Origin of the sequence: Mesorhizobium sp. ORS 3428, from assembly GCF_001854785.1 — a bacterium.
Classification (GTDB): Bacteria; Pseudomonadota; Alphaproteobacteria; order Rhizobiales; family Rhizobiaceae; genus Mesorhizobium.
This window is the reverse complement of record NZ_MDFL01000014.1, coordinates 22,489-49,464: the sequence shown is the minus strand read 5'-3', so window position 1 is coordinate 49,464 and position 26,976 is coordinate 22,489. Positions and strand designations below refer to the sequence as shown.

General features: G+C 64.2%; 31 protein-coding genes. 11 read left to right on the top strand and 20 right to left on the bottom strand.

Annotation, left to right across the window (positions count from 1 at the left end; translation table 11 throughout):
* Positions 1 to 7 precede the first annotated feature (7 nt).
* Entirely contained in the window at positions 8 to 964 is a 957-nt protein-coding gene (locus ORS3428_RS04170; protein ID WP_071094862.1) for an SDR family oxidoreductase, read from the bottom strand.
* 95 nt (positions 965 to 1,059) lie between these two features.
* Here ORS3428_RS04170 and ORS3428_RS04165 point away from each other — a divergent pair, with 95 nt between their 5' ends.
* Positions 1,060 to 1,974, top strand: coding sequence for a LysR family transcriptional regulator (locus ORS3428_RS04165; protein WP_071094861.1), 915 nt, complete (start codon positions 1,060 to 1,062; stop codon positions 1,972 to 1,974).
* Here ORS3428_RS04165 and ORS3428_RS04160 read toward each other — a convergent pair.
* The 3 genes from ORS3428_RS04160 to ORS3428_RS04150 form a co-directional block, all read right to left on the bottom strand.
* A complete protein-coding gene (locus tag ORS3428_RS04160) occupies positions 1,932 to 3,095 on the bottom strand; it encodes an MFS transporter (RefSeq protein WP_071095120.1) in 1,164 nt (387 codons plus the stop codon). The genes ORS3428_RS04165 and ORS3428_RS04160 overlap by 43 nt on opposite strands.
* A 261-nt stretch (positions 3,096 to 3,356) precedes the next feature.
* Entirely contained in the window at positions 3,357 to 3,665 is a 309-nt protein-coding gene (locus ORS3428_RS04155) for a DUF1244 domain-containing protein (protein ID WP_071094860.1), read from the bottom strand.
* A 112-nt stretch (positions 3,666 to 3,777) separates the two neighbouring features.
* Positions 3,778 to 4,575, bottom strand: coding sequence for an N-formylglutamate amidohydrolase (locus ORS3428_RS04150; protein ID WP_071094859.1), 798 nt, complete (start codon positions 4,573 to 4,575; stop codon positions 3,778 to 3,780).
* A gap of 243 nt (positions 4,576 to 4,818) precedes the next feature.
* Between ORS3428_RS04150 and ORS3428_RS04145 the strand changes: the two genes are divergently transcribed.
* Positions 4,819 to 5,307, top strand: a complete 489-nt coding sequence (locus ORS3428_RS04145; protein WP_071094857.1) for a DUF1036 domain-containing protein — start codon at positions 4,819 to 4,821, stop codon at positions 5,305 to 5,307.
* Positions 5,304 to 6,731 carry a pyruvate kinase gene (gene pyk, locus ORS3428_RS04140; RefSeq protein ID WP_071094855.1) on the top strand — a complete coding sequence of 476 codons (1,428 nt, stop codon included), beginning with the start codon at positions 5,304 to 5,306 and terminating at the stop codon, positions 6,729 to 6,731. The genes ORS3428_RS04145 and pyk overlap by 4 nt, the downstream gene beginning before the upstream one ends.
* Positions 6,732 to 6,786: 55 nt before the next feature.
* On the opposite strand, the gene ORS3428_RS04135 is transcribed toward pyk, so the two are convergent.
* The 3 genes from ORS3428_RS04135 to ykgO form a co-directional block, all read right to left on the bottom strand.
* Positions 6,787 to 7,848: an alpha/beta fold hydrolase gene (locus ORS3428_RS04135; protein WP_071094853.1), complete on the bottom strand. Its 1,062-nt coding sequence runs from the start codon at positions 7,846 to 7,848 to the stop codon at positions 6,787 to 6,789.
* Positions 7,849 to 7,992: 144 nt separating this feature from the next.
* Positions 7,993 to 8,610, bottom strand: a complete 618-nt coding sequence (locus tag ORS3428_RS04130; RefSeq protein WP_071094844.1) for a tetratricopeptide repeat protein — start codon at positions 8,608 to 8,610, stop codon at positions 7,993 to 7,995.
* A 163-nt stretch (positions 8,611 to 8,773) separates the two neighbouring features.
* A complete protein-coding gene (gene ykgO, locus ORS3428_RS04125) occupies positions 8,774 to 8,899 on the bottom strand; it encodes a type B 50S ribosomal protein L36 (RefSeq protein ID WP_040974291.1) in 126 nt (41 codons plus the stop codon).
* Positions 8,900 to 9,142: 243 nt separating this feature from the next.
* Here ykgO and ORS3428_RS04120 point away from each other — a divergent pair, with 243 nt between their 5' ends.
* Complete coding sequence (locus ORS3428_RS04120) at positions 9,143 to 9,565, top strand: lysozyme inhibitor LprI family protein (RefSeq protein ID WP_071094842.1); 423 nt, start codon at positions 9,143 to 9,145, stop codon at positions 9,563 to 9,565.
* Positions 9,566 to 9,621: 56 nt separating this feature from the next.
* On the opposite strand, the gene ORS3428_RS04115 is transcribed toward ORS3428_RS04120, so the two are convergent.
* The 9 genes from ORS3428_RS04115 to ORS3428_RS04075 form a co-directional block, all read right to left on the bottom strand.
* A complete protein-coding gene (locus tag ORS3428_RS04115) occupies positions 9,622 to 10,692 on the bottom strand; it encodes a 5-(carboxyamino)imidazole ribonucleotide synthase (RefSeq protein ID WP_071095117.1) in 1,071 nt (356 codons plus the stop codon).
* Entirely contained in the window at positions 10,689 to 11,186 is a 498-nt protein-coding gene (purE, locus tag ORS3428_RS04110) for a 5-(carboxyamino)imidazole ribonucleotide mutase (protein ID WP_071094840.1), read from the bottom strand. The genes ORS3428_RS04115 and purE overlap by 4 nt, the downstream gene beginning before the upstream one ends.
* Positions 11,187 to 11,355: 169 nt before the next feature.
* Positions 11,356 to 11,874, bottom strand: a complete 519-nt coding sequence (locus ORS3428_RS32925; RefSeq protein ID WP_131802834.1) for a DUF6985 domain-containing protein — start codon at positions 11,872 to 11,874, stop codon at positions 11,356 to 11,358.
* Between the two features lie 91 nt (positions 11,875 to 11,965).
* Positions 11,966 to 13,171 carry an aminotransferase class V-fold PLP-dependent enzyme gene (locus ORS3428_RS04100; protein ID WP_071094836.1) on the bottom strand — a complete coding sequence of 402 codons (1,206 nt, stop codon included), beginning with the start codon at positions 13,169 to 13,171 and terminating at the stop codon, positions 11,966 to 11,968.
* A 20-nt stretch (positions 13,172 to 13,191) separates the two neighbouring features.
* Positions 13,192 to 13,653 carry a RidA family protein gene (locus tag ORS3428_RS04095; protein WP_071094834.1) on the bottom strand — a complete coding sequence of 154 codons (462 nt, stop codon included), beginning with the start codon at positions 13,651 to 13,653 and terminating at the stop codon, positions 13,192 to 13,194.
* A 33-nt stretch (positions 13,654 to 13,686) separates the two neighbouring features.
* Complete coding sequence (locus ORS3428_RS04090; protein WP_071094831.1) at positions 13,687 to 14,481, bottom strand: amino acid ABC transporter ATP-binding protein; 795 nt, start codon at positions 14,479 to 14,481, stop codon at positions 13,687 to 13,689.
* 4 nt (positions 14,482 to 14,485) lie between these two features.
* The gene (locus ORS3428_RS04085; RefSeq protein WP_071094829.1) at positions 14,486 to 15,136 is read right to left on the bottom strand and encodes an amino acid ABC transporter permease; all 651 of its coding nucleotides are present in this window, start codon (positions 15,134 to 15,136) and stop codon (positions 14,486 to 14,488) included.
* On the bottom strand, positions 15,136 to 15,801 hold the full coding sequence (locus tag ORS3428_RS04080) for an amino acid ABC transporter permease (protein ID WP_071094827.1): 666 nt from the start codon (positions 15,799 to 15,801) through the stop codon (positions 15,136 to 15,138). Before ORS3428_RS04080 ends, ORS3428_RS04085 begins: the two co-directional genes overlap by 1 nt.
* A gap of 125 nt (positions 15,802 to 15,926) precedes the next feature.
* The gene (locus ORS3428_RS04075; RefSeq protein WP_244507849.1) at positions 15,927 to 16,757 is read right to left on the bottom strand and encodes a transporter substrate-binding domain-containing protein; all 831 of its coding nucleotides are present in this window, start codon (positions 16,755 to 16,757) and stop codon (positions 15,927 to 15,929) included.
* Positions 16,758 to 16,923: 166 nt separating this feature from the next.
* Here ORS3428_RS04075 and ORS3428_RS04070 point away from each other — a divergent pair, with 166 nt between their 5' ends.
* The gene (locus ORS3428_RS04070; RefSeq protein ID WP_071094823.1) at positions 16,924 to 17,724 is read left to right on the top strand and encodes an IclR family transcriptional regulator; all 801 of its coding nucleotides are present in this window, start codon (positions 16,924 to 16,926) and stop codon (positions 17,722 to 17,724) included.
* 22 nt (positions 17,725 to 17,746) lie between these two features.
* On the opposite strand, the gene ORS3428_RS04065 is transcribed toward ORS3428_RS04070, so the two are convergent.
* Positions 17,747 to 17,950 carry a YdcH family protein gene (locus ORS3428_RS04065; protein ID WP_071094821.1) on the bottom strand — a complete coding sequence of 68 codons (204 nt, stop codon included), beginning with the start codon at positions 17,948 to 17,950 and terminating at the stop codon, positions 17,747 to 17,749.
* A gap of 234 nt (positions 17,951 to 18,184) precedes the next feature.
* Between ORS3428_RS04065 and ORS3428_RS04060 the strand changes: the two genes are divergently transcribed.
* From ORS3428_RS04060 to ORS3428_RS04050, 3 genes are all read left to right on the top strand, one after another.
* Entirely contained in the window at positions 18,185 to 18,364 is a 180-nt protein-coding gene (locus ORS3428_RS04060) for a YdcH family protein (protein WP_040974305.1), read from the top strand.
* A gap of 281 nt (positions 18,365 to 18,645) precedes the next feature.
* Complete coding sequence (ispG, locus tag ORS3428_RS04055) at positions 18,646 to 19,896, top strand: flavodoxin-dependent (E)-4-hydroxy-3-methylbut-2-enyl-diphosphate synthase (protein ID WP_071094819.1); 1,251 nt, start codon at positions 18,646 to 18,648, stop codon at positions 19,894 to 19,896.
* Positions 19,897 to 19,900: 4 nt separating this feature from the next.
* Positions 19,901 to 20,857: a lytic transglycosylase domain-containing protein gene (locus ORS3428_RS04050; protein ID WP_083354980.1), complete on the top strand. Its 957-nt coding sequence runs from the start codon at positions 19,901 to 19,903 to the stop codon at positions 20,855 to 20,857.
* 199 nt (positions 20,858 to 21,056) lie between these two features.
* Here the strand turns inward: ORS3428_RS04050 and ORS3428_RS04045 are convergent, their stop codons facing one another.
* Both ORS3428_RS04045 and ORS3428_RS04040 read right to left on the bottom strand, forming a co-directional pair.
* Entirely contained in the window at positions 21,057 to 23,390 is a 2,334-nt protein-coding gene (locus ORS3428_RS04045) for a response regulator (RefSeq protein ID WP_071094816.1), read from the bottom strand.
* 162 nt (positions 23,391 to 23,552) lie between these two features.
* Positions 23,553 to 24,470, bottom strand: coding sequence for a polyprenyl synthetase family protein (locus ORS3428_RS04040; RefSeq protein WP_071094814.1), 918 nt, complete (start codon positions 24,468 to 24,470; stop codon positions 23,553 to 23,555).
* A gap of 130 nt (positions 24,471 to 24,600) precedes the next feature.
* Between ORS3428_RS04040 and ORS3428_RS04035 the strand changes: the two genes are divergently transcribed.
* The 3 genes from ORS3428_RS04035 (at position 24,601) to ORS3428_RS04025 (ending at position 26,277) form a co-directional block, all read left to right on the top strand.
* Positions 24,601 to 25,308: a transglycosylase domain-containing protein gene (locus tag ORS3428_RS04035; RefSeq protein WP_071095112.1), complete on the top strand. Its 708-nt coding sequence runs from the start codon at positions 24,601 to 24,603 to the stop codon at positions 25,306 to 25,308.
* A 153-nt stretch (positions 25,309 to 25,461) separates the two neighbouring features.
* Positions 25,462 to 25,644, top strand: a complete 183-nt coding sequence (rpmF, locus tag ORS3428_RS04030) for a 50S ribosomal protein L32 (RefSeq protein ID WP_006203806.1) — start codon at positions 25,462 to 25,464, stop codon at positions 25,642 to 25,644.
* 231 nt (positions 25,645 to 25,875) lie between these two features.
* Positions 25,876 to 26,277, top strand: a complete 402-nt coding sequence (locus ORS3428_RS04025) for a hypothetical protein (protein ID WP_071094812.1) — start codon at positions 25,876 to 25,878, stop codon at positions 26,275 to 26,277.
* A 117-nt stretch (positions 26,278 to 26,394) separates the two neighbouring features.
* On the opposite strand, the gene ORS3428_RS04020 is transcribed toward ORS3428_RS04025, so the two are convergent.
* Complete coding sequence (locus ORS3428_RS04020; RefSeq protein WP_071094810.1) at positions 26,395 to 26,913, bottom strand: winged helix-turn-helix transcriptional regulator; 519 nt, start codon at positions 26,911 to 26,913, stop codon at positions 26,395 to 26,397.
* Between the last annotated feature and the right edge of the window lie 63 nt (positions 26,914 to 26,976).

Below are 26,976 nucleotides of genomic sequence, written 5' to 3'. Positions count from 1 at the left end.
GCTTTGATCAGGCGGCCTTGCGCGAGGGCGCGACGGCGATGCCGATATCGTGGATGGCTTCCCTTACAGCTTGGTCRAGCGGCGTGTGCGGTATTTCGCCGATCACTTCTTCGAGCCGCGTCGAGACCAGCCGGTGCGCTTCGAAGCGAAGATAGGACATCGAGACGATCTCGCGCCACATCGCCACGAACGGGCTGCCGGCGCGCAGCACCCACCWGGGCATGAAGCTGAGCTTCAGCTTGCGGCCGAGCGCCTTCTCGGCGGCGGCCTTGATCTCGAGGTCGGTGACGGCGTGGCCCGGGAAATTCAACGCCTCGTAGAAGCCGAGCTTGTCGAGATTGCGCGCCAGCCCGACAARGGCGACCGCAAAGTCCGGCAGATAGGCCCATTCATGCACGAGGTCGGCCGGGCCCGRAGCAGTGTAGGTGCCCTTCTTCATCTTGGCGGCAACGACGAGGTCGAACCAGGAGCCGGTGCCGGTGCCGCCGAAGAAGTCGCCGGCCCTCAGCAGAATGGTGCGCACCCGGCCGGCGTCGGCCTCGCGGCGGAAAAGGTCCTCCATGGCAACACGGATGCGGCCCTTCTCGGTGGTTGGATGGAACGGCGTCTCCTCGGTGATCACCTGCGGCATCGGCGAGCCGTAATTGTAGACCGTGCCGGGGAAGAGATGCAGCGCGCCGTTCGCCCGGCAGGCGGCCATGACGTTCTCAGCCATCGGAAGGCACTTACCCCAGTCGGTGTAGATCGGGTTCAGGCCGTTGAAGATGATGTCGACGCCTTCCGTGGCGCGGATCAACGATTGGCGGTCGAGCGCATCGCCGGCGACCGCCGCGGCGCCTCTGAGCTCCGCCGGCACCTTGCCGGTGCGGGTGACGGTTCGGACGTCGAAACCGGCATCGATGAAGGCCTTGGCGACCACGCGGCCGAGCCGGCCATTGGCGCCCAGAATTGCGATCTTGGTCATTTTCGTCTCCGCTGCTTGCGTTTGCCCGCTTAATCTGGCCCCTCCGGAAACGAATGGAAATTGACTGAGTTTGGCGATCTGATATTCGAAAATGAATGAATGAATTCGACTGGAACCTGATCAAGAGCTTCGTCGCCGTCGCCGAGACCGGTAGCCTTTCGGCCGCCGCCCGCAGGCTGGCATCGAGCCAGCCGACGCTCGGCCGTCATGTCGCCGAGCTGGAGCAGGCGCTCGGCGTCACGCTGTTCCGGCGCGGGCGGCGCGGCTACGAACTGACCGAGGCGGGCAGCGCGCTCTACGAACGCGGGCGGGCGGTCAGCGAGCAGGCCAATGCCTTCTCGCTGCTGGCGCTGGGCTCGGTCGAGGCGATCGAGGGCACGGTGCGCATCGCGGCCTCAGAGGTGGTCGCGGCCTGCGTGCTGCCTCAGATGATGGCGCGTCTTGGCGAGGAGGAGCCTGGGATCGAGCTCGAGATCGTCGCCTCGAACCAGGTCGAAAACCTGCTGCGCCGCGACGCCGACATCGCCATCCGCATGGTCAGGCCGGCGCAGAACGAGCTGGTGGCGCGCAAGGTCACCGACATTGCGCTCTGCGTGTGCGCGACGAAATCCTATCTCGACCGATGTGGCCGGCCGGAAAAGCCCTCCGAGCTTGCCGATCACGCCCTGGTCGGCTTYGATCGCAGCGACGAGATCATTCGCGGGTTCACCGCTTACGGCATTCCGGTCGGCCGCAGCCACTTCCGCTTCAGGACCGACAACCAGATCGTGCTGTGGCAGGCAGTGCRGGCCGGCAACGGTATCGGCATCGGCCAGGAGCCGCTGGCGGACTGCGATCCGGATCTGGAGAAGCTGCTGCCGGATTTGCCTTTGCCCAGCCTGCCGGTGTGGCTCGCCATGCATCGCGACGTGCGGACCAGCATGCGCATCCGCCGCGTGGCGGACTTCCTGCATGAGGAGCTGAAGCGCTACTCCGCCGGCRCCGGTTCGGCGGCGAATTCCGCCCGGTGAGCCAGCCCCGCCATCAACAGCACGACGACAAGCAGGCCGGAGAGCGCGATGAAGATCGGGCCGAAGCTCGAGCGCTCGGCGGCGAAGCCGATCGCCGACGGCGCCACCAGGATGCCTGAATAGCCCATGGTGGTGACGACGCTCATTCCGGTGCCGGAGGACATGCCTTCCTGGTTACCGCCGGCCGAGAACAGGATCGGCACCATGTTGGCGATGCCGAAGCCGCAGAAGGCGAAGGCGGCAATCGCAAGGTAAGGGGACGGCGACAGGCCCGCCACGAACATGCCGGCGGCGGCGACGAGCGCCGAGCCGCGCAGCGTCGCCACAGCGCCGAAGCGGTTGCGCACGCCGTCGCCCAGGAAGCGCATGAGGGCCATGACGCCGGAGAAGGCGGCATAGGCGAGGCCRGCAACCGCGAGATCGGCGCCGAGCTCCTGGTTGAGATAAAGCGCTGCCCAGTCGAGCACGGCGCCCTCGGAGACCATGGTGAGGAGCGCCATGAGCCCGACCAGATAAACCACCGTGTGCCGGGGCAGGGCGAATTTCTGATGCCCGGCAATTTGCAGCTTGTCCTCCGCGACGAGGTAGCCGATGGCAAGCGCGATCACTGCGAAGGCGATTGCCGTCACGACGATCGCATGCGCGAGATAGCCGTAGTTCTGGATCGCGTAGCCGCCAAGCGCGCCGCCGGCGAAACCGCCGAGGCTCCAGAAGCCATGCGAGGACGACATGATCGCGCGGGAGAGCCGCCGTTCCACGACGACGGYGTTGGAGTTCATGGCGACGTCCATGCCGCCGATCGAGCCGCCGAAGAGGAGCATGGCGATGGCCGCGAGCGGCACGTTGGGCGCGAGCGCCACGACCAGCAGGCCGAAGCTGCCGCAGAGGCCGAACCAGCGCACCATTGTGCGCGAACCGCGCCTGGCAATGAGATGGCCGCACCAGGTCATCGCGATCACGGCGCCGATGCCGAACAGCAGGATCAGCAGGCCGAGCGTGAATTTCGAGATGTCGAGCCGGGTGAGGAACACCGGGATCTGCGGCGCCCAGCTACCGGTCAGGAAGCCATTGGCCAGGAAAATGCCGGCAACGGCCCAGCGACCGCGGATCGCGGCCTGCATGAAGTTCTTCTTGCTCACAGTCCGAAGTCCGCTACGCCAATGGCTTCGCGCGGCAAATTAGATCGATTCAATCGGCAGTCAAGGACCGCTTTGCGGAAGTGCTTGGACCAGGAGGCGACCGAGGGGTCGGTTTCGTTCGAGGCATGCTGCGGCTTTGGAGGTTGCAGAAACGCCTCTCCGTTCGTCATCCTAGGGTCTCCGCGCCGTCGCTTCGCGACTGCTTCGCCCTAGGATGACGAAGTCGCGAAGTGATCGGCATCACTAATGATCCTTCGGGCGCCTTGCCTCGAACTCGGCCTTCTTGGCCTCGGAGGCCTCGGTCTGGTTGAGCGCCTGCCATTCGGCGTAGGGCATGCCGTAGATGATCTCGCGGGATTCATCCTTCGAGAGGGCAACGCCGTCGGCTTCGGCGGCCTCGCGATACCAGTTGGACAGGCAGTTGCGGCAGAAGCCGGCGAGGTTCATCAGGTCGATGTTCTGGACGTCGCCGCGCTCGCGCAGGTGCCCGACCAGCCGACGGAAGGCGGCGGCCTCGAAATCGCGTTTCTGCTCGTCGCTGAGTTCGGTCATTGCATGGAACTCCGTGGGCTTAAAGCGCGTCGCGATTTTTCAGATTCGCTCCATGCGCTTTGGGTTTTTGATTTACGCATGTCTTGTCCCGAGAGACATGCATTGGGGCCCGTCACACCGGCCCGGTGCGCGAGCCGAACATCTTCACCTCGTGTATATCGGCACGGCGGTCGATGGCGTCAACGATGGGGGCCAGCCGCTCCACCCATGCAAGAGCGCCTTCGCGGTCGGCGATCAAGTCCTGGCGGATCTCGATCAGTGCGTGGGCGTAGCCGTTGACGATGGCGTGGCGGAACATGGTGTCGCCGCGCAGCGCGCCGTCATAGGGCTCGTTGTCGCCGACGATGAGCGCCTTGTCTTCGGCCAGCATATCGATCAGCGGCCGCGCCACGCGGTCGTCCAGATCCCACAGGATGCCGACATGCCAAGGCCGGATAAAGCCTTGCATGCGCGGGGTGAAGGAATGCACCGAGAAGATGAACGGCGCTTTCCCCGAGGCGTGGGCGACGGAGGAAATCATCGCGCCGACGGCATCGTGGTAGGGCCGATAATACCTGTCGAGCCGTTTCTCCCGTTCCGCATCGGCCATGGGATAGTTTCCCGGCACGATGGTGCCGTCATAGAGCTGGCGGATCAGCGTCGGGTCGTCCTCGCCGCGGTTGGGGTCAATCAAAAGCCGCGAGAAGCCGGCGAGCACGGCCGGCGCGTCGAGCGCCGCCGCCAGTTCGCGCGTCACCGTCTCGACGCCGATGTCGTAGGCGATATGGCGTTCGAATTCTTCGGCCGGCAGGCCGAGGCTGCCATACTCCTCCGGCAGGTCGCGGTGGGCATGATCGGCCAGAAGCACGATGCCTTTCTTGCGGTCGCCCTCGACGATGTCGAAAGGCGCGAAAACTGTGGATCGGGTCATCGGCTGAAAACGGTCTGTTCGCTGGCTACCAGGCAGGCTGGTATCGTCATTCCACGAAGAGGACGCAGGCGCAATGCCGTTGTTTGGCCAAGGTTTCTGCAAAAAATCTTGGATGGGGCGACTTATCGGGCGCCAAGCCCTTCTAAATCGATTGGAATTGAACAAAGCGGCGCGTTGACATGCGCCCGGAGTTTGCTGAAAAGGCTTCGAGAGATGCAAATGTGGTTCGCGAAGGGATTTGGAATGGGTTTCGCCGGCAGGCTGCGCAAGCGCCTGACCCTGCCGCTCCTGATCTTTGGCGCGGGTCTGTGCGTGGTCGCCGCGACCTCGTCGGCCCGGGCCGACTTCCGCGTCTGCAATGCCACGCAAAATCTGGTGGGCGTCGGCATCGGCTATCGCGCCAAGGCCGGCTGGATCACCGAAGGCTGGTGGCACATCGAAGGCTCGACCTGCAAGACGCTGATCGAGGGTCCCCTGTCATCAAGGTTTTACTATCTTTATGCAGAAGACGCCGAGCGCGGCGGGCGTTGGGACGGCCCGATCAACATGTGCGTGGCCGAGAAAGAGTTCAAGATCGCCGGCGTGAATGATTGCGTCGCCCGGGGCTTCCAGCRCGCCGGATTTCAGGAATATGACACGGGCGAGCAGGCAAGCTGGATGGTCCAGCTGACCGACGAGCCCGCAACGGGCGGCGCGCCAGCGGCCCCCGCTCCGGGAACAAACAGTCAATGAGACGTAACCGCAAGGTCAAGATCCTCGCCACCATCGGTCCGGCTTCCTCCTCCGAGGAGATGCTGAGAAAGCTGTTCGAAGCGGGCGCCGATGTCTTCCGCATCAATATGAGCCACACCGACCACGAGCTGATGCGCACGCTCGTCGGTCGCATCCGCGCCGTCGAGGCGGCAGTCGGCCGGCCGATCGGCATCCTCGCCGACCTGCAGGGGCCGAAGCTCAGGGTCGGCAAGTTCGCCAACGGCAAGGAAACGCTGACCGTCGGCCAGAGCTTCACGCTCGACGACAATCCGGAACCCGGCTCGTCCAGYCGTGTCTACCTGCCGCATCCCGAAATCCTGAGCTCGGTCGAAGCCGGTCACCGTCTTTTGATCGACGACGGCAAGCTGGAGCTCAAGGCGGTGAAGAGCGACGGCAAGTCGATCACTTGCACGGTCGTCGCCGGCACCGGCATTTCCGACAAGAAGGGCGWCAGCCTGCCCGACACCGACCTGCCGGTCGGYGCGCTGACCGAGAAGGACCGTGCCGATCTCGACGCGGTGTTGGCGGCAAGCGTCGACTGGGTAGCGCTGTCCTTCGTGCAGAGGCCCGAGGATCTGGCGGAGGCCCGCAAGATCGCGCGCGGCCGGGCCCTGATCATGGCCAAGATCGAAAAGCCGCAGGYGGTCGCTCGCCTGGCCGAGATCATCGAGCTCTCCGACGCGCTGATGGTGGCGCGCGGCGATCTCGGCGTCGAGATGCCGCTGGAAGCCGTGCCCGGCATCCAGAAGCAGATCACGCGCGCCGCGCGCCGCGCCGGCAAGCCGGTGGTGATCGCGACGCAGATGCTGGAATCGATGATCACCGCGCCGGTGCCGACCCGCGCCGAAGTGTCCGACGTGTCGATCGCCGTTTTCGAGGGCGCTGACGCGATCATGCTTTCGGCCGAATCGGCCGCCGGCGCCTATCCGGTCGAGGCGGTCGCCACGATGAACCGCATCGCGACCAAGGTCGAAACCGACCCGAATTATGCCGGCATCATCAACGCGCAGCGCTCGGAGCCGGAAGCGACCGGGGCCGACGCGATTTCGCTCGCCGCGCGCGAGATCGCCGAGACGCTGAGACTGTCGGCAATCATCTCCTACACGGCTTCCGGCACCACAGGCCTGCGCGCCGCGCGCGAGCGGCCGCAGGTGCCGATCGTGGCGCTGTCGCCGATCGTCAACACGGCGCGCCGGCTGTCGCTCTTGTGGGGCACGCATTGCGTCGTTTCGCCGGATGCGACCGACCTCGACGATATGGTCGACCGCGCCTGCCGCATCGCCCTCGAAGAGGGTTTCGGCAAGCCGGGCGACCGCGTCATCATCACCGCCGGCGTGCCACTGAGGACGCCCGGCTCTACCAACATGCTGCGCATCGCGTATGTCGGGTCGGAGACGCATTAAGGTAGATATTCAGGCGAGGCCGATCTGACCTGAATCTCGAGCCTTCGCTCGGAGCTTAGCCTGGCGCCAGTTCGGCGTCCGGCGCCTTGAGTTCCGGAAATCTCCCGGCGCCCTGGGTGTCGCCGGCGATGCGACGTTCCACAATGCTTGCGATTGCCTCGAGGTCGACGGCCTCGCCAGCCACTTTCCCGATTGCGCCGACGACGAGATCGGGCGCGATCCAGTCGGGCTTGTGGCCGAGATTGCGGACCCAGACGARCTCGGCGCCGGGAATGTCGCGCTCCAGGCCGACTGAATGGATCGTGGCGTAGACCACCTTATCGCGGTCACCCGAAATGACGACAGTCGGCGCCTTGATTGCGCGGTAGCCTGGCGAGGCCGCGCGCACATAATCGTATAGCTGGGCGACGTCGCGGGCGTTGGCGCGGAACRCACGCGGCCTCAGCACCAGCGGGATCGAGACCTCGCCGATATAGCCCTTGGGCACATGGTTCGGCGAAAACACGCAGGCCGTGGCGTTGCCGATCTGCAGCATGCCCGCCGGACAGGCCACGGTTTCGGAAAACAGCCAGCCGAGCACCGGAATGGCGGTCAGCTTGTAGTACCAGGCGGTCGCGCCGCCAGGCCAGGCATGGCTGACGGGCGCCAGGAAGACCAGGCCGAGCGTTTTTCCGGGATGYTTGCGGGCAAAGGCGGTGGTGATCGCGCCGCCGAAGGAATGGCCAACGATGATCGCCTTTTCGATGCCGAGGCGCTCCATCAGCGCAGCGGCTGTATCGGCCTGCGACGCCAGCGTTTCGTTGGTGYCGCGCTCCGACCAGCCGAACCCCGGCCGGTCGAGGAACAGCAACTCGGCGCGGCCTTCGAGCAGCGGCCGGAGCGGCAGCATCTGGTCCTTGAGGTTGGCGCTGGCGCCGTGGATGAAGACGACCGGCGGCAGATCAGCGCCAGCGGGCGCCGGCACACGCACATAATGGATGCGGGCGCCGTCGATGTCGGCGAATTCACCGTCCGGCGGATTGCGGCCCTCGATCAGCCAAGTGCCCGCACGGGCGATGCCGGCAAGGACGAAGAGGAATGCAGCAACGAGGAGGAGCGCGGTGAAGACGAGGATCATGCGGAGGAAGTGCGAGGCGGAACTAGTTGGGAGTAGGGGAGTAGGGGATTAGGGAGTAGGGGAGCAGGGTTTTGTGTTCCGCAACGCAATCTGCGCCACTCACTTACTGCCTTACTCCCCTATTCCCTTACTCCCCTAAAGATATCAAATGCCTTCGCCGGCCAGTTCTTCCGAAAGCGTCGAGACCTGGTCCTGGGCGCTGCGCATCATCGGATAGATGGCGAGTACCTTCTGCCAGRCTTCCAGCGCCGACTGCTTGTGGCCGGTTTCGGCCATGATCTGCGCGAGGCCGGAGAGAGCGCCGAAATGGCGGGRCTCGAGGTGCAGGGTGTGGTCGATGTCGGACATYGACTTCCCATAGTTCTTCATCAGGAAATGCACGGTGGCGCGGCGGTTCCAGCCTTCGGCATAATTCGGCTGCAGCGTCACCACCTGGTCAAGGAAATCGAGCGCGACGTCGTATTTCTGGTCTTCCGTCGCCTTCTGCGCCCATTGCATCATCAGGTCGATCGAGGCGCTGCCGGACTGGTTCCACTCATTCCAGATGCGGCCGGCGATGCGTTCGGCAGCCTTTTCGTTGCGCTCGCGCTTGAGATCGACAAAGAGCTGGTCAAGGCGGCCCTGCTTGGTCGGAGCGGGCGGCGGCGGTGTGATGGCAGGTGGAGGCGAATTGGCTGGCGGCGCGGCCTGATCTGCCGCCCATGCGGGCAGGGCTGTGCCGAAGAGGGGCAGGGYGGCGAAAAATGCAAAAAGAATCCGCATCACAGGAATCTAGTCCCGGGGCGCGGTTCGTCAAAATGATTTTTAGCGTGAAAGGGCCGGCGAACCGGCCATCGACATCAGCGGGCGCGCTGTTTTATGCATGTCGTTCGCCTAAAACCGCTGAGCACTTTTGGGCGACATGCATTTAAGCCGCGCGCAAGTCTCAGCCCTGGCGCGCCTTGTAGCGCGGAGCGGTCTTGTTGATGATGTAGATGCGCCCCTTGCGGCGAACCAGCCGGTTGTCGCGGTGACGCGCCTTGAGCGCCTTGAGCGAATTCTTGATCTTCATGGTCTTGCCTGTTCGGTCGAGGCCCGGTCCCGGGCCGAAATTTAAAGGCGCGCCCGAAAAAGCGCGCCCTGAACTTGCGTGGCTCATAAACGAGGAGCCTTGTCCGTGTCAACCGCAAGCGGGCGGCTCTTATGCTGCAAATGGCGCGCCGATCAAATATTCGCCATCCGGATCGCGCGGCATTGCGCGTCTCAGAGGCGGCTGGAATGGTGCGGCCCCGAGCGAAGCGACCGGAGACCCATCATGCGCCGCCTCATTCTGTCCGCCTGCCTCGTCGTCCTGGCATCGGCTCCGGCCGCCTGGGCCGAGGCGTGCGACCGCAACGACGACAGCCAGTCGATGATGACCATCTGCGCCGGGGTCGATTTTCAGGCGGCCGATGCCAAGCTCAACGCCGCCTACAAGGACATTGTCGGCCGCAATGGCGAGAAGGCCAACAAGTTGCTGCAGACGGCACAGCGCGCCTGGATCGCCTTCCGCGACGCCGAATGCGCCTATGCGACCGCCGGCAGCGAAGGCGGCTCCATCCATCCGATGGAGGTCTCGCAATGCCTGACGGAGCTGACCAACGAGCGCACCAAGCAGCTCACCTCCGGCCCCAGTTGCCAGGAAGGCGATCCGAGCTGCGCCAGTCCGGACGAGGACGAAGATCAGGATATGCAGTAGTCGCGGCGTCAGCGTCCGTTCGACGCAATTCCGGACATGCTTTTCCTGGCATTGCTTCAGCGACGAATCCGCGTGAAATGGCCCATCTTGCGRCCGGGACGCGATTCCACCTTGCCGTAGAGATGCAGCATCAGCTCGGGCTCGGCGAGCAGCGCCGGCACTTTCAACATATCGTCGCCGATCAGGTTTTCCATCACGCAGTCGGAATGCCGGGCGGGCGAACCGAGCGTCAGCCCGGCGACGGCGCGGATATGCTGCTCGAACTGGGAGACGATGCAGGCGGCTTCCGTCCAGTGGCCGGAATTATGGACGCGCGGAGCAAGCTCGTTGGCCAGCAGCGAGCCGTCGGCAAGGACAAAGAATTCCACGGCGATGACGCCGACATAGTCGAGCGCCGCGAGGATCTTTGCCGCTGCCTCCTTGGCCGCCGAGGCGGTTTCCGGACCGATCGCAGCCGGCAGGGTGGAAGTGCGCAGAATGCCTTCGCGATGGACGTTCTCGGCCGGATCGTAGGCGGCGATCCTGCCATCCATCCCACGCGCGGCGATCACCGAAATCTCGCGCTCGAAATCGACCATCGATTCGAGGATCAGCGGCACATTGCCCATCGCCTCGCAGGTGCCGGCAAAGCCGCCCGTTTCCATGTTGCGGAAGACGCGCTGGCCTTTGCCGTCATAGCCCAGGCGGCGCGTCTTCAGCACGCCGCTGCCGCTGAATTTTTTCAGCGCCGCAGTCAGCTCGTCGTCATTGTCGACGGGACAGAATTCCGCCGTCGGAATGCCGATGCCGTTCAGAAAATTCTTCTCGGCCAGGCGATCCTGCGCGACTTCGAGGGCGCGGGCCGGCGGATAGACGGGGACGCGCGCGGCGAGCGTCTCCGCTGCCGCAACCGGGACATTCTCGAACTYGTAGGTGACGACGGCGCTGGCGCCAGCCAATTCGGCAAGCGCTGCGGGATCGTCATAGGCGGCGACGATCTGCCGGTTGGCGACCTGGGCCGCCGGGCAATCGGCCTGCGGCTCCAGCACGTTGGTGCGGTAACCGAGGCGCGCGGCGGCCATCGCCAGCATGCGGCCGAGTTGGCCGCCGCCGATGATCCCGATGGTCGATCCCTGCACCAGGCTCACGGCGTGTCCGCCGGTTCGGTAGCGACCTTCGCGGTCTGGGCGGCGCGCCATGCGTCGAGCCGGGCCGCGAGTTTTTCGTCATTCAGAGCCAGGACCGCGGCGGCGAGCAGCGCCGCATTGGCGGCGCCAGCCTTGCCGATTGCCAGCGTGCCGACCGGGATGCCCGCCGGCATCTGCACGATGGAGAGCAGCGAATCCTGGCCGGACAATGCCTTGGATTCGACCGGCACGCCGAAGACCGGCAGCGGCGTCATCGCCGCCGTCATGCCGGGCAGATGCGCCGCGCCGCCGGCGCCGGCGATGATGACCTTGTAGCCGGCCGCCTTTGCGCCCTTGGCGAATTCATAGAGGCGGTCAGGCGTGCGGTGCGCCGAAACGATCAGCCTTTTGTGCGGAATGCCCAGCGCATCCAGCGTTTCCGCCGCCTGGCGCATCGTCGCCCAGTCGGACTGGCTGCCCATGATGATGGCGACGTCGGCACGCTGATCGGTCAAGGTTTCGCTCCCGGCGGCAAAGGCGCGCCTTAGCGGAATTCGCCGTCAGCCGCAAGGATGTGGTGACTACCGCGCACCGCCTCTTCGCGACAGTCGAAAGCATCTAGCAAGCCTTTAGCTCGGAGACACTGCCCGAACATCGTATGGTGACGCCTGACGCTGGGGCTAGTTAGCGATAGACAACATTYTCGAGAGTGCTGTCAGCATAGGCGTCTGAGTTTGTGAGGTGGCCATCATATGGCCCCACCTTATTTACGACGGCACCATTCTTGAAAACGATCTGAAGGCCGTGTTCAGGCTYCCAATCACATTCGCACTCGAGCGAGACATATATGCCATTATCACCATAGGGCCGGCGGCTAACGATGGCCTCTGCGCCAAGCTGAACGAATTGCCATATCTCAGAGGGCGAGCCGATAGATGGAAAATCATCTTCTGTTTCAATGCTTGCTTTGACGTCTAGATAATATTTGAAGATATGCGGTTCTGCAGCCGTTAGAACGGTATTGGGCGCTTCCAAGAAGTTTGCAATTGCTTCGTGGAAATCTTCAACTGGAGGATCTTCGTCGTATCCTTCAACGAGTATTCGGCATTTGTCCCCATTCATAACCGCCAACGAGATAGGATCGCTAACGTAGCAGCCGTCGCGTTCGTCAAATCTACATTCGCCAAGTCTTGGAATATCCATTTTTGCGGTCCTCCTAAGGGGGCAATAGCGAGGGACGGGAATCATCCATCGATGGAATTTCCGATGAAATAATCTATTCCACACCGCGAGCCTAGTCCGGCCAGCGCAGCGCGCCGGCAGAATCCTTGCGTGCCRCCTTCATTGCGTCCGCCGGCCGATCCTTTGCGGTCAGCACGGCCCGCATCTGCTCGGCGACGATCTCGGCCTCGCCGGGATGGAGGTTGCAGGGGTCGAGGAAGAAGTGGCCGCGCTCGACCTCGTGATTACGCACGATGACCGGCGGCGATCCGGCGGCAAGTGCTGCGGCGAGGCCGGCTGCGGTAAAGCGGCTTTCCGGGCGCACAAACACCTGGAGGCGGTCGAGCGGATTGGCGGTCGGGTCGGGGACGATCTGGGCGCCGATGCCGGGGATACCCTGGAGGGCGTCCTTCCACAGATTGAGCGCAGCCTCCTCGCGACGGCGGATGCCGGCATGGTCGCGCTTCTCCCAGGCTTCGAGCGCCGCCATGGTGCCGGCGATGCTTTCCTTGCCGACCTTCATGGCCCGGGCTACGCCGCGGTTCTGCAGATAGGCCGCTCGAACGAGGTCCTTGCGGCCGGTGACGATGCCGCTGGTCGGGCCGCTCAGGAATTTGTGGCCGCTATAGACGACGACGTCGGCGCCGCGAGCGAGAAAGCCGCGCAGGTCGTATTCCGAGGCGGCGTCGACGATCACCGGCACACCCTTGGCGTGACAGATCTCGCAGAACTCCTCCAGCGAAAGCATGCCGTATTGCACCGTGTGGTGCGCGACGACGTAAAGCGCCGCCGCCGTGCGCTCGTTGATCGCTTCGCGCACGTGGTAGTCCTGCGTGACGCTGACGGTGCCCGCCGGCACCACCTTGGCGCCGGYGACGCGGATCGACTGGTCGATCGGCGCGCCGTAGTTGACGATGTGGCCGAGCTGGATGACGACTTCGGACTTCAGGCCTTCGGTGTCGTCYGGCAGGCGCTCGATCGCCAAAAGATTCGTGCCTGTCATGGTGCCTGCGATCGCCATGGTGATGCCGCTGGCGCAGCAGGCGGTGATGAAGCCGGCCTCGCCGCCGGTCAGGCGCGCTACGACCGCGCTCGCGGCGCGCTGCAGATCGTCYATCTCCACCCATTGCGAGGCGATCTCGGCCATGGCGCGGATCGCCTCAGGAACGATGATCGAGGCGCCCAACGTCGTCATCGTGCCGGACACGTTGATRATAGGCCTCAAGCCCAGCCGCTCGCGAATCRTGGAGTTGGAGCCGGTGTCGGAATAGGTTTTCATGGCAGCAGGTCCAGTTGATGTCAGGCCGCGATCTCGACGACCGCTTCGATTTCGACAGTGATGTTGCCAGGCAGCGAGCCGACGCCGATCRCCGAGCGCGCATGGCCGCCGATCTTATCGAAGACATCGGCGAAGAGATCGGAACAGCCATTGACCACCTTGGGATGGTCGCTGAAGGTCGGCGTGGCGTTGACGAAGCCGAGCAGCTTGACGACGCGCACGATGCGGCTGAGGTCGCCCACCGCCGCATGCATCACGRCAAGCAGGTTGAGCCCGGTGAGACGGGCATGCTCATAGGCTTGCTCGACGGTTACGTCCTCGCCGACCTTGCCGGTAAAAAGCGTGCCGTCGGCGCGCAGCGGCCCTTGGCCGGAGAGGAAGATCAGCCGGCCGCTCTCGGCATGGGTGACGAAATTGGCAATGGGGGTCGGCGGCTCAGGCAGCGTCAGGCCGAGTTCTGCGAGCCGGGTGTAGGGCGTCATGGAAGAAGGCTCCCTTGGGCGCTTTTGCCCATGTCAGAAATGCGAGGCGCGGAAGCGCGCAAGGAAGGTACGGAGGCGCTMATTGGTGGTCTCCGCCGCGAGAACCTCTTTCGGCGGGCCGACGGCGCTGACGCCGCCATCGGCCATGAAGACGATGCGGCTGGAGGCATCGCGGGCGAAGGCCATTTCATGCGTCACCATCACCATGGTCATGCCGTCCTCGGCGAGGCTGCGCACGACAGCCAGCACCTCGCCGACGAGTTCCGGATCGAGCGCCGAGGTGATCTCGTCGAGCAGCAGGATCTTCGGCTCCATGGCCACTGCGCGCGCAATGCCGACGCGCTGCTGCTGGCCGCCGGACAATTCGGCGGGCAGGCTGTCGGCCTTGTGGGCGAGGCCGACCCGGCCCAGCCAATGCTCGGCGATCGAGCGCGCTTCCGCCTTGCTCTTGCCGCGCACCTTGGTGAGGCCGAGCATGATGTTGCCGGCGGCCGTCAGATGCGGGAACAGATTGAAGCTCTGGAACACCATGCCGGTCTCGGCGCGCATCGCGGCCAAGTCGCGTTCGCTGCGCCTCTGCCGCGCGCCGCCATCGCGAAATCCGACCTCCTTGCCGTCGATGCGGATCGAGCCGCTGTCGTAGCTTTCGAGAAAGTTCACGCAGCGCAGCAGCGTCGTCTTGCCGCTGCCRGACGGGCCGATGATGGTGACCACCTCACCCTTCGCCACCTTGAGACTGACCGAACGCAGCACCTCGACGGAACCGAAGGATTTCGAGACCTCGGCGATATCGAGCAGTGCTGGGCTGTCGTTGGAGTTGGTGGCCATCGTGCTATTCCCGGATGAAGGCGAAGCGCTGCTCGAGCCGCCGGCTGGCGAGCGAGAGCGCGTAGTTGACGGCGAAGTAGATGAGAGCGCCGAGGATATAGAGCGGCATCGCCTCATAGGTGCGGCCGATGACCTGGTTGACGGCCTGCATCAGATCGGTGATGCCGAGCAGCGAAACCAGCGCGCTGCCCTTCACCGCGTCGGTGACGCCGTTGATCCAAGGCGGCAGGAAACGGCGGAAGGCCTGCGGGAAGATGACGTAGGYGAGCCGCTGCCGGAAGGTCAGGCCGATCGCCATGGCCGCTTCCGATTGTCCCTTCGGGATCGAGGCGACCGCGCCGCGCAGATACTCGACGACCTGGGCTGTCTTGAACAGGGTCAGCGCCAGCACTGCGGCCCAGAAGGACTGCAGGTGAACACCGACCGCCGGCAGGCCGTAATAGACGAAGAAGATCAGCACCAGGATCGGAATGCCGCGGATGGTGTCGCTGAAGATGCGTACCGCCCAGCGCAGCGGCGTCGGTCCGTAGACGAGGCCGACGCCGAGGACGACGCCGGCAATCAGCGACAGCACCACGACCAGCAGCGATACCCACAGGGTCAGCGCGAAGCCTTGGGCGAGGAACGGCAGGGCATAGGCGATCTGGCCAAGCATCAGCGCGCCGTCCTGTACCAGCGCTCGACGAGCCGTAGCGCAAAGAGAAGGGCGTAGCCCGTTACCAGATACATCGCCGTCACCACCAGATAGACCTCGACGATGCGGAAGGTGTTGAAGTTGATCCACTGCGCGCCGTAGGTCAGTTCCGGCACCGAGATGACGGACGCGACGGACGTGTCCTTGAACAGCGAGATGAAGGTGTTGGAGAGCGCCGGCAGCGTGATGCGCATCATCGTCGGCAGCCGCACATGCAGCAGACGCTGCCATGGCGTCAGGCCGATCGCCTTGCCGGCGTCGATCTGGCCGCGCGGCACCGCCTCCAGGCCGGAGCGGAACACCTCGACCAGATAGGCGCCGCTGTAAAGGGCCAGAGTCGCTACGAAGGAGGTCTGCGCGCTGTAGGCGAGGTCGATGACGGTCGGCAGCCCGTAGAAGACCAGATAGACCAGCAGGATCAGCGGCACGTTGCGGATGAATTCGACGTAAGCCGCGATGACGCCGCGCACGACGCGCCCGGCCGAGACATACCAGACCGCCAGCACCAGCCCAATGACGATGCCGATGGCGATCGAGATCACGGCAAGCTCGAGGCTGAGCAGCAGCCCGCCCGAGAGCTTGTCGAAATGBCGCCAGATCAGGTTGAAATTGAGCGTGTAGCCCATGCGTCCGTCTCAATGGTCCAGCTTGGCGAAGCCCCAAGGATTCGCAATGACCGCAGCCGTGTCGAGGAGAAACAGGTGGAAGGACGTTTGCTTCGCCCTTCCACCGGCTGCGTCGGATAGCTTCGTCAGATGACCGGGAAGCCCGGGTGACGCGGCGGCGGCTCCTGGCCGAAATATTCCTTGAAGGCGGCGTCGTAGAGCGCCGTCTCGTGGCCGAACATGGCGATGGTGAAGGTCTGGTTGACGAAGGTCAGCCAATCGAGATCGCCCTGCCGAAGTGCCGCGCCGTAAAGCATCGAGTACCAGCTCTTGCCGGCATCGAAATATTTGTCCGGGTTGCGCGAGGCGAGCCAGCGCACGGTGGAGAGGTCGWCCGCGGCGGCGTCGACGCGCTTGGATTCCAGCGCCTGCAGCACGTTGGCCTGGGTGTCGATCTSCATCACCTGCGCCTGCGGCAGGGCGAAATGCACCGAGGTTTSCGCGTCGACGTTCTGCAGGATMGAGACGCGCGTGGCCGAGCCCGCCGCAAGCAGCTTGTCGAAGGTCTTGTTCTCGGAACCGGGCAGCGTGAGCAGCGCGACGCCTTCAACATAATATGGCCGCGAGAAGTGGATGAGCTGCGAACGCTGCGCGTTCATGGTCATGAACTGGATGGTGATGTCGACCTTGTTGGTGGTCACGTTGGGAATGCGCTGAGCCGGATCCTGCTGGACAAACTCGACCTTGGTCGGATCGTCGAACAGGCCCTTGGCGAGGATGCGGCCCATGGTGATGTCCATGCCGACCAGTTCGCCGGCATCGTTCTCGAAATGCCAGGGCGCGTTGGTGCTGCCGGTGCCGACTATCAACTTGCCGCGGTCGAGCACGGTGCGCAGCACGCTGTCGGATGCGGCCTGCGCGGCGGCCTTCTCGGCGCTGACCGCGGCCATGGCGCCGGCAGTGGCAAGCCCCGCCATTCCCAATTTCAAAAAATCCCGTCTTCCGGATGTGTCGTTCACGGCGACCTTCCTTTCGTGTTGTGTTCCCCTTTGAATGCACGCGCCGGTAATCGACATAGCAATTGTCTCTTACAAGAGACGCATGTATCCTGTACAAGACAGATACTAACATCAGGAAGCGACAATGCAAGATGGCAAAGCTCTGGCCGAATGGCAGGCCGCAAGTTCGGATGAAGAGAGGCCTGCGAATTCGCGCGAGAAGGGCCTGAACCGGGTTCTTCACATTCTGGACTTCCTGCACGCGAACCAGCGGGCGATCGGCATCGGCGAGCTGGCCAAGGGGCTCAACGCTCCGCGCTCGACGACCTACACGCTGGTGCGCGAACTGGTCGAAGCCGGTCTGCTGGAGATGGCCGGCGACGGCAACCGCGTCTATTTCGGCAAGAAGCTCTACCTCTATGGAATGGCCTATATGCGCGGCAACGACTTGCTGCGGCGCGGGCGGCAGGAGGTCGACGCGCTGTCGCGCGAGACCGGCGAGACCTCGGAACTCTGCATGCTGCAGAGCGGCCGCTACACGATCGTCCATTCGAGCCCCGGCACCCGCCCCTTCCGGATCAGTTCCGCCACCGGCTTGCAGATCCCGCTTCCCTGGACGGCTTCAGGCCGGCTGCTGCTTGCCGGCCTCGAACGGAGCCGCATCGAGGCGATGATCTCCGAGGACGATCTCATTCTGCCGGACGGCCGCAAGATCGAGCTCGACGATTTCATCGACGACATCGCAAAAGCCCGCGCCACCGGCTATTGCGTCACGTCGGGCCTCGTCGACGCCTATACCAAATGCCTGGCGGCACCGGTCTTCTCGGCGCCCGGCAAGGTCGAGGCGACGATGTGCCTGGTGGTCCCGATCGACACATCGCAGGAGCGGACAAGCGACCTGGTCGCGCTGCTGCGCGAGCGCGCGGCGCGGCTGTCGATTTCCTGATGCAACCGAAGCGGTAGTCGGATCAGGMGATGATGTCGGGGATGATGCGGTCTTCCAGCGCCATCAGCCGGTCCTTGAGCTGAAGCTTCTTCTTCTTCATGCGCTGGATCTGGAGCGGGTCGCAACCCATGGCGACCATCGCATTGATGGCGGCGTCGAAATCGGCGTGTTCCTGTTTGAGCCGGGAATATTCGAGGCGTATTTCAGCCTGTTCCTGTTCGGACATTATCTACCGTCTGCGCATGCATCGCCCAGGGATGGCGTCCGGGCGGGGCCGGTGGGGTTTGTGACCGGCGCGCCGCTGATATCACATTTCACATTGTCGTGGAATGCTACCACGCGGCATTCGACATCAAGATTGGTTGGTGGCAAACTGTCACGGTGCCGTCACAGTAGCGACCTGCGGTGGACGTGCCTGCGACGGCTGCAATCGAGGAAACCATGAAAGGGAGAACCAATCATGTCTCTTGCATCCCATCTTGACGAGTTGCAGCGGAAGCATGGCGACATCGAGCGCGAACTGACCGACGCGATGAACCATCCTTCTGTAGACGACCTCGAGATCGCGACTCTCAAGCGGCGCAAGTTGGCAATCAAGGACGAGATTGAAAAGCTGAAGGCGAAACCGACAGCACACTGAAGCTCCTTTAGACACACGCGCCATTTGCGGCGCAACTATCCTCCCGGTGGCTCTCAAGCCACCGGCGCTTGGGTTTTTTGCTTGGATTTTTTGCTAGTTTTGACGGCGGCGTAGGTCGGAAGTCCTCGGAGCCGGGCCGTCGGCTTCATAGTCTCGGCAACCGGGTCTGGCTGCCGATTTGCGCGATCGCCTGCCCATTGCCATTGACAAGCCTTCCCTGCTCCTCCACCTCATGCCCGGACCCTTGAGCATCTTCTGCTCCGAGCTAGAGGCGGCCGGCCATGACCGGATATTTTTCTTCTCCTTTCCCGCGCCGCGCATCCGTCGGCGTCGATGTCGGCGGCGTCATGGTCGGTGGGGGCGCGCCGGTCGTCGTGCAGTCGATGACCAACACCGACACGGCCGATGTCGACCAGACGGTCGCCCAGGTCGCCGCGCTGCATCGCGCCGGCTCGGAAATCGTGCGCATCACCGTCGACCGCGACGAGAGCGCCGCTGCCGTTCCGCGCATCCAGGAAAGGCTGGCCAGGCTCGGCGTCAATGTGCCGCTGGTCGGCGATTTCCACTATATCGGCCACAAGTTGCTTGCCGATCACCCGGCTTGCGCCGAGGCGCTGGCGAAATACCGCATCAATCCCGGCAATGTCGGGTTCAAGGAAAAGAAGGACCGCCAGTTCGCGGCGATCGTCGAAATGGCGATCAAGCACGACAAGCCGGTGCGTATCGGCGTCAACTGGGGCTCGCTCGACCAGGAACTGCTGACCCGGCTGATGGACGAGAACCAGGCCAAAGGCTCACCGCTCACCGCGCAGGAAGTCACCCGCGAGGCGATCGTGCAGTCGGYGATCCTGTCGGCCGAGATGGCGGAAGAGATCGGGCTCGGCCGCGACAAGATCATCCTGTCGGCCAAGGTCAGCGGCGTGCAGGACCTGATCGCCGTCTATACTGAGCTTGCGACGCGATCCAACCATGCGCTGCATCTCGGCCTCACCGAAGCCGGRATGGGCACCAAGGGCATCGTCGCCTCTTCCGCGGCGATGGGCATCCTCCTGCAGCAGGGCATCGGCGACACGATCCGCATCTCGCTGACGCCGGAGCCGAATGGCGACCGCACCCGCGAGGTGCAGGTGTCGCAGGAACTRCTGCAGACGATGGGGTTCCGCCAGTTCGTACCGATCGTCGCCGCCTGCCCCGGATGCGGCCGCACGACCTCCACGGTGTTCCAGGAACTCGCCCAGAGCATCCAGGCCGACATCCGCAAGAACATGCCGGTGTGGCGCGAGAAATATCCCGGCGTCGAGAACCTCAAGGTCGCGGTGATGGGCTGCATCGTCAACGGACCCGGCGAATCCAAGCATGCCGATATCGGCATTTCGCTGCCGGGCACCGGCGAGACGCCGACGGCGCCGGTGTTCATCGACGGCAGGAAGGCGGCGACGCTGCGCGGCCCCTCGATCGCGCAGGATTTCGAGAAGATGGTCGCCGACTATATCGAGCAGAGATACGGACACGGCAAAGCAGCGGCCGAATAAGCCGATGCAGCGTTTGCTAGAGCGGGTCATCGTTTCCCGGAAACGCCGAACCGCTCTGTTCGTTTGTTTCGACGCCATTGCGGACGGAAAACCCTTCCGCACCTTTGCTGAAATTGCTCTCGCGGCGGCGCTGATCTTTTCCTGCGGGCTGCTCCTGTCCGGTCAGGCACTGGCCGATCCGCCGCAATCGGCCGCCAAGCGGCTGATTTCCCGCGTCTGCGATCTGATCGAGGCTGAGGCCGAACAGAACGRCCTGCCCAAGGATTTCTTCGCCCGGCTGATCTGGAAGGAAAGCCGCTTCGACCCCAATGCGGTCAGCCCGGTGGGCGCCGAAGGCATCGCGCAGTTCATGCCGGGAACGGCCAAGCTGCGCGGGCTCGCCGATCCCTTCGACATCGAGCAGGCCATCCCGGCCTCGGCGAAATACCTTGCCGAGATGAAGGTGGGTTACGGCAATCTCGGCCTGGCGGCTGCCGCCTACAATGCCGGCGAGAACCGCGTGTCGCGTTGGCTGAGCGCGGGCGGCTTCCTGCCGATGGAGACCGAAAGCTACGTCTTCGACATCATGGGCGAGCCGGTCGACAAGTTTTCCGACACCGCTTACGCGGGAACCATCCAGCCGCTCGATGCTAAGTCGAGCTTCGCGGTCGCCTGCCGCCGGCTGCCGGTGATCATGTCGCAAACCGTCGCCATGGCCTCGATCAACATCAAGCCGTGGGGTGTGCAGGTGGCCGGCAACTTCCGCCGTTCCGCCGCGGTCAGCCAATGGCTGCGCGTGCGCGGCCGGTTCCCGACCCTGCTCGCCAACCACGATCCGGTAGTCAGCCGCGTGCGCACGCCGATCGGCCGGCGCGGCATCTATGCGGTCAGGATCGGCGCCGACTCCCGGGCCGAGGCGGACGGCATCTGCGGCAAGCTGCACAGCGTCGGGGGCGCCTGTGTTGTGATGCGCAACCGGTAGGTCGGCTGAAGCACGATATCTGGAAACGCTGGCGGGACAGCGCCCCCCTCTGCCCTGCCGGGCATCTCCCTCACTTGGGGGGAGATTGGCCGTCACCTCTGCTTTCGCCAATCTCCGAAGCAGCAGGACTGAAGTTGGGGAGATGGAGGGCAGGCCAGAGGGAGCGCGAAGGAACTGTGCGCTTGGTCGTTGGAAGCAATTACGCCGTCTTCGCCGCCACCGTTTCGCTGAGCCAAGTGCCGATCTTGCCGCCGAGGCGGTCGGGGGAGACCGGTTTGGGCAGATAGTCGTCCATGCCGGCCTCGATGCATTTTTCGCGATCGCCCTTGAGYGCATGCGCGGTGACACCGATGATCGGCGTATGGCTGCCGCTTTGCTGTTCGATCGCGCGGATGGCGCGCGTCGCCTCGTACCCGTTCATCTCCGGCATCGAGACGTCCATCAGCACCAGCCGCGGCCGCAGCGAGCGGTACATTTCAACCGCGGTGCGGCCATTGCCGGCGATGCGGTAGCTCAAGCCGAGGCCATTGAGGATCTGGCCGAAGACCAGCTGGTTCACGTCGTTGTCCTCGGCGATCARTATATCGATCGGGCCGCTCGGCGGGGCCGCCGATTCCGGCGCGGCGGGCACCGGAACCGCCGGGCCGCGGATGACGGTGAAGGCCGGCGCCGCCGTCTGGGCAACCACCGGCTCGCGCACGAAATGCGCCTTGGCGCCTTGCATGCGCGCCTTCTGGATGGCGGAAATCACGGTGCCGAGCAGCACCRCCGAACGCGCCGGCTTGGTGAGATGCGCGACGATGCCGAAATCGATCACCATCCTGCCGAAATCGACCTGGTCGACCGAAGTGAGCAGCACCACTGGAATGGAAGCGAGACGGCTGTCGGCGGCGATCGCCTTGGCGACATCGGCGCCGTTCATGCCGGGCATCTGGTAGTCGAGGATGATGCAGTCGACCGAGGCGCYGAGCTGGCAGGCGCGGTCGAGGAAGGCGAGGCCGACGGCGCCGCTTTCGGCCGCGGCGCAGTCGAAGCTCCAGCTCCGCAACTGCTCCAGCAGGATCTCGCGATTGACCGGGTTGTCGTCGATGACCAGCACGCGCGCGCCGGTGACATCCACCGGCACGATCTCGTCGCGCGCATCCTGCCTGTGCACCGGCAGCGGCACGGCGAACCAGAAGACCGAGYCGCGGCCGATCTCGCTTTCGACRCCAATCTTGCCGCCCATCAGGTCGACGAGGCGGGCGGAGATGGCCAGCCCAAGGCCGGTGCCTTCGTGACGGCGGGTCGAGGATCCATCCACCTGGGCGAATTTCTCGAACACGCTTTGCAGCTTCTCGGCGGGAATGCCGATGCCGGTGTCCTCGACGCGGACCTTGAGCTGCACCTTGTCGTCGACGACTTCGCCGCCGACATCGATCAGCACATGACCCTTCTCGGTGAACTTCACCGCGTTGCCGAGCAGATTGGTGACGATCTGGCGGAAGCGCCCGGCGTCGCCGAYGACGAAAGCCGGCAGGCGCGGATCGACGCGCACGATGAGCTCGAGGTTCTTTTCGGCCACGCGGGCCGAAACCAGGGTGGCCACGTCCTCAACGGCTTCGGCGAGGCGGAAGGGGGCGGGGTCGAGCGTCAGCTGGCCGGCATTGATCTTCGAGAAGTCGAGGATGTCGTTGATGATGGTGAGCAGCGCATTGCCGGATTTGACAATGACATCGGTGAAGGTCTTCTGGCGCGGCGTCAGCTCGGTCTTGGCGAGAAGCTCGGCCATGCCGAGCACGCCGTTCATCGGCGTGCGGATCTCATGGCTCATATTGGCGAGGAATTCGGACTTGGCGCGGTCGGCGGCCTCCGCCTTGAACAGCGATGCGGCGGTTYCGGCGAAGGCGCGGCGGATCGCGTTCTCCATCGGCCGGAAGATCAGAACCGCGGCGACGGCGATCACGGCAATCAGCAGGCCGCTCGCCCACAGGAGCAGCCGGTCGCTGGAGGCGTCGGCGAGATGCCGCTCGTCGTCGAGCGCGGTGCGCACGCGCACCAGCATCGGCTGGGCGAAGAGATCGTTCTGGTTGCGGATCTCGCGGTAGCTCCATTCATCGACTTTCTGGGCAACCGACATCAGATTGAAGTTGCGCACCATGTCGCGTGCCGACCAGAACAGATCGCCATTGACCGAAGCGGATTCGAGGGCGTTGAGCGTGTTCGTCGACAGGCGGGGCCGGATCGCCGCGAGCTGGGCGTTGAGGATCTCGATCTCGCCCATCAGGCGTTCGGAATGGCCGCGCGCGGCTGCGGTCAGTRCATCGCGGGTCTCGGCCCGCCAGGCGGTTCCGGTCGTCTCGGCGAAATTGGTGGCGTTGCGCAGGTCGCGGGAGAAGATGACGAAATTGCCGCTGAGAGCGTCGACCTCGTGGCGGTATGAATTCACGCGGTTGAGCGCGAACATGACGGCGGCCGAGGCCAGCGCAAAGACGAGCAATCCCGAAAAATAGCGAATCCGGATCGACCGGATGAAGGAGGAATACTCCGGCATGCGCAACCCCAACCCATACGCACAATTTTAGCGGTCGGGATTACGCTTGATTTACATTAAGATTTCGTTGGTGCCTGCGAGCGCCCAGCATAGACGCAGAGGATCAAGATCTGGGACCAGATCCGCGCGGTAAAATCTTGGCCAGATTTGACGCCTACGACGTCAGCTGTTCCGCGTCGCCACGAAAGTCGCGGCGGCCTTGAGCAGGGCCGCCCGCTCGCCATAGGGATCGAGCAGCGCATGCGCCTGGTCGATGAGGCCGTGGAGTTGCTCGCGCACCCAGTCAGGGCCGTGCAGCGCGGCAAGCGTCGCCTTGCCGGCGGTGGCGTCCTTCTTCGTCGCCTTGCCCATCTGCGCTGCGTCGGCGGTGAGGTCGAGCAGGTCGTCGGCAAGCTGGAAGGCAAGGCCGATGGCCGAGCCGAATTCGGCCAGCCTTTCGCGGTCGGCGGCGGGCGCGCCGGCGATGATGGCGCCGGCTTCGCAGGCGAAGCGGATCAGCGCGCCGGTCTTCATAGCCTGTAGCCGGATGATGCCGTCCTCGTCCGGCCGCTTGCGCTCGGCTTCGAGGTCGAGCGACTGACCGCCGACCATGCCGCCAGTTCCGGCAGCGCGGGCGAGCGCCAGCACGAGCGCCGCCCGGCGCTCGGCCGGCAGCGCGGTCGCCTCGTCGGCGATGATGTCGAAGGCAAGCGTCAGCAGCGCGTCGCCGGCAAGGATCGCGGTCGCCTCGTCGAAGGCCCTGTGCACGGTCGGCTGGCCGCGGCGCAGATCATCGTCGTCCATGGCCGGCAGATCGTCATGGATCAGCGAATAGCAATGCACGCATTCGAGGGCCGCGGCGACGCGCAGCGCCGCCTCGCCGTCGGCGGAAAAGAGCGCCGCGCTTTCCATGACCAGAAAGGGGCGGAGCCGCTTGCCGCCATTGAGCACGCCGTGGCGCATGGCCGCCATCAGGCGCTCCGGCCGGGCGATCTCCCCGGAAAGCAGGCGCGCATCGAGGATCTGCCGTAGCAGGAGCTCGATCGCGGCAGCGCGCGTAAACAGCGCCGTCTCGAAGGCCATCTGGTCGTCTTTCATCATGGCCGGGACCGGTAGCCGACACTCAGACATTGCGCAAGAAGCCCGGCGCCTTTATGCCGGGTGGGCTGATGGGCACGGGTGGGGCGGCTTGACGGAACCGATCGTCGATCATGAAACCGAAGGGCTGGACATGGTGCGACCACGGCGCCTGAACCGCGCCGGTCTCAAGCGCCTTGGCCGGCGCTGCCTGGTCGTCGCCATCGTTTTGGCGGCGATCCCGGTCGTGCTCACCTTCCTCTATCTGCCGCCCTTCGTGCATCCGTTATCGACGCTGATGCTGAAGGACCTCGTGACCTTCTCCGGCTACGACCGGCGCTGGGTGTCGATCGACGACGTGGCGCCGGTGCTGGCGCATTCGGTGATCATGTCGGAGGACGGGCAGTTCTGCTTCCATCGCGGCGTCGATCTCGGCGAATTGCGCGGCGTGGTCGACGATGCGCTAGCCGGCGAGGCGACGCGCGGCGCCTCCACCATCACCATGCAGACGGTGAAGAACCTGTTCCTATGGTCGCGGCCGCTGGGCAGCGTGCGCAAGGTGGTCGAGCTGCCTCTGGCCGTCTATTTCGACGCGGTGATGTCGAAGCGGCGCATCATGGAGATCTATCTCAACATCGCCGAATGGGGGCCGGGCATCTACGGCATCGAGGCCGCGGCGCAGCATCATTTCGGCGTCTCGGCCAAGCAGTTGTCGCGCCGCCAGGCAGCACTGCTCGCCGTCACCCTGCCCAACCCGATCGAGCGCAACCCGGCCAGGCCAGGACCAGGATTGAGGCGTCTCGCCAATCTGATCGAGCGACGCGCGGGGCGTTCCGGCGCCTATGTCGGTTGCCTCGATTAGGAGGAAGCGGCGCCGGCTCAAAAAAATTCAYGGCAGTGCTGGCCAAAACGGCGCAAGGCGTGTATAGGCACCCGACTTTCTCAGATTATGGCCTCGATGCGGCCMTTTCGCGAGGGTTGCCGGGGCATTTTGACCATGTAGTGGAGCATATCCATGGCCGTTCCAAAAAGAAAAACCTCTCCGTCGAAGCGCGGCATGCGCCGCTCGGCCGACGCCCTCAAGGCCCCGACCTATGTCGAGGACAAGAATTCCGGCGAAATGCGCCGCCCGCATCACATCGACCTGAAGACCGGCATGTATCGTGGCCGCCAGGTCCTGGAGCCGAAGGAAAGCTGAGAAGCTTCCACGGTTTGCGACGTATCGAAGACCGGCCAGTGGCCGGTCTTTTTGCATTTGGTCGTTGGCTGGTGGATTTCGGGCGCAGCTTTGCAGAGAATGGCGAGGCCAACCGGCTGACATTGTTGTTTCATTAGGTCTTACAGCGTGTTCGACGCCGCCGCTGAAAAGCCTTGACGGCGTGCTTGCCGGGCCCTTTACAAAAAGGGTGCCTCATTTGGAGACGCCAAGATGTTCGGTGCCATCCCGCTGCTGATTGTACCTTTCGTCCTCTACAATCTCGGACTGCTCGGATTGTTCGGCGGCGGCGACGATCCATGGGCGAGCGAAATGCTCTCGTTCCACATGATGTCGGGCGGGGTCTTCTCGATGAGGCTCGGCGATCTGGTCGTGCTGATCGGCCTGGTCTTCCTGTTCGTCGAGATGGTCAAGTCGGCGCGCACGACCAACGCCTCGATCATGGATCACCTGTTGTCGACGCTGGTCTTCATCGCTTTCCTGGTCGAGTTCCTGCTGGTGAAGGGCGCGGCGCACTCGGTGTTCTTCACGCTGATGATCATCGCGCTGTTCGACGTGCTGGCCGGCTTCTCGGTGTCGATGCGGTCGGCGAGCCGCGACATCAATGTGAATTAAAGCGCCTCGCGCTGAAACGTATTCAGACGACGCGCTTTAATTCTTTTTTGATGCATGTCGTTCCCCCAAAACCGCTGCGCACTTTTGGGCGACATGCATTGGGCCTCGTCGCAAGCCTCACGCCGTGGCTGCCTCGGTCTTGCGGGCGCCCACAGCTTCGTAGGCTGCCTRCAGCTTTTCGCGCACGCCGGGCGTGCCCGGCGGCGTCTTTGCCGGGGCGCCGAGATGTTCGTGGCGCAGCTCGTCCATGAACTGTTCCCATAGCGGCGGACCGCCTTTTTCGAGAAGCTCGGCGCGGATCGAAAGCTCCTCGCTGACCGGCAGCCAAACCCGGCCCCAGGCGCCAAGATGCGCCATGATCGGCACCAGGGTGATCGCCATCTCGGTCAGGCTGTAGATCGCCTTCTGCTTGTGGCTAGGATCGTMGGCCTTAGTCAGCAGGCCGAGCTCCATCAGCCGCTTCAGCCGGTCGGCCAGGATGTTGGAGGCGATGCCCTCCAGCGAGCCGTTGAGCAATTCGCGGAAATGACGCCTGCCGCCGAAGATCATGTCGCRCAGGATGATCAGGCTCCAGCGATCACCGAAGACCTCGAGGGACAGATTGATCGGACAGCCGGAACGGTGCTCGGTGTTCATGCGTTACTCCAAAACCGGTTGCATTATGATATCGGTCCGACTATCGTGCAACTGATTGCAAAA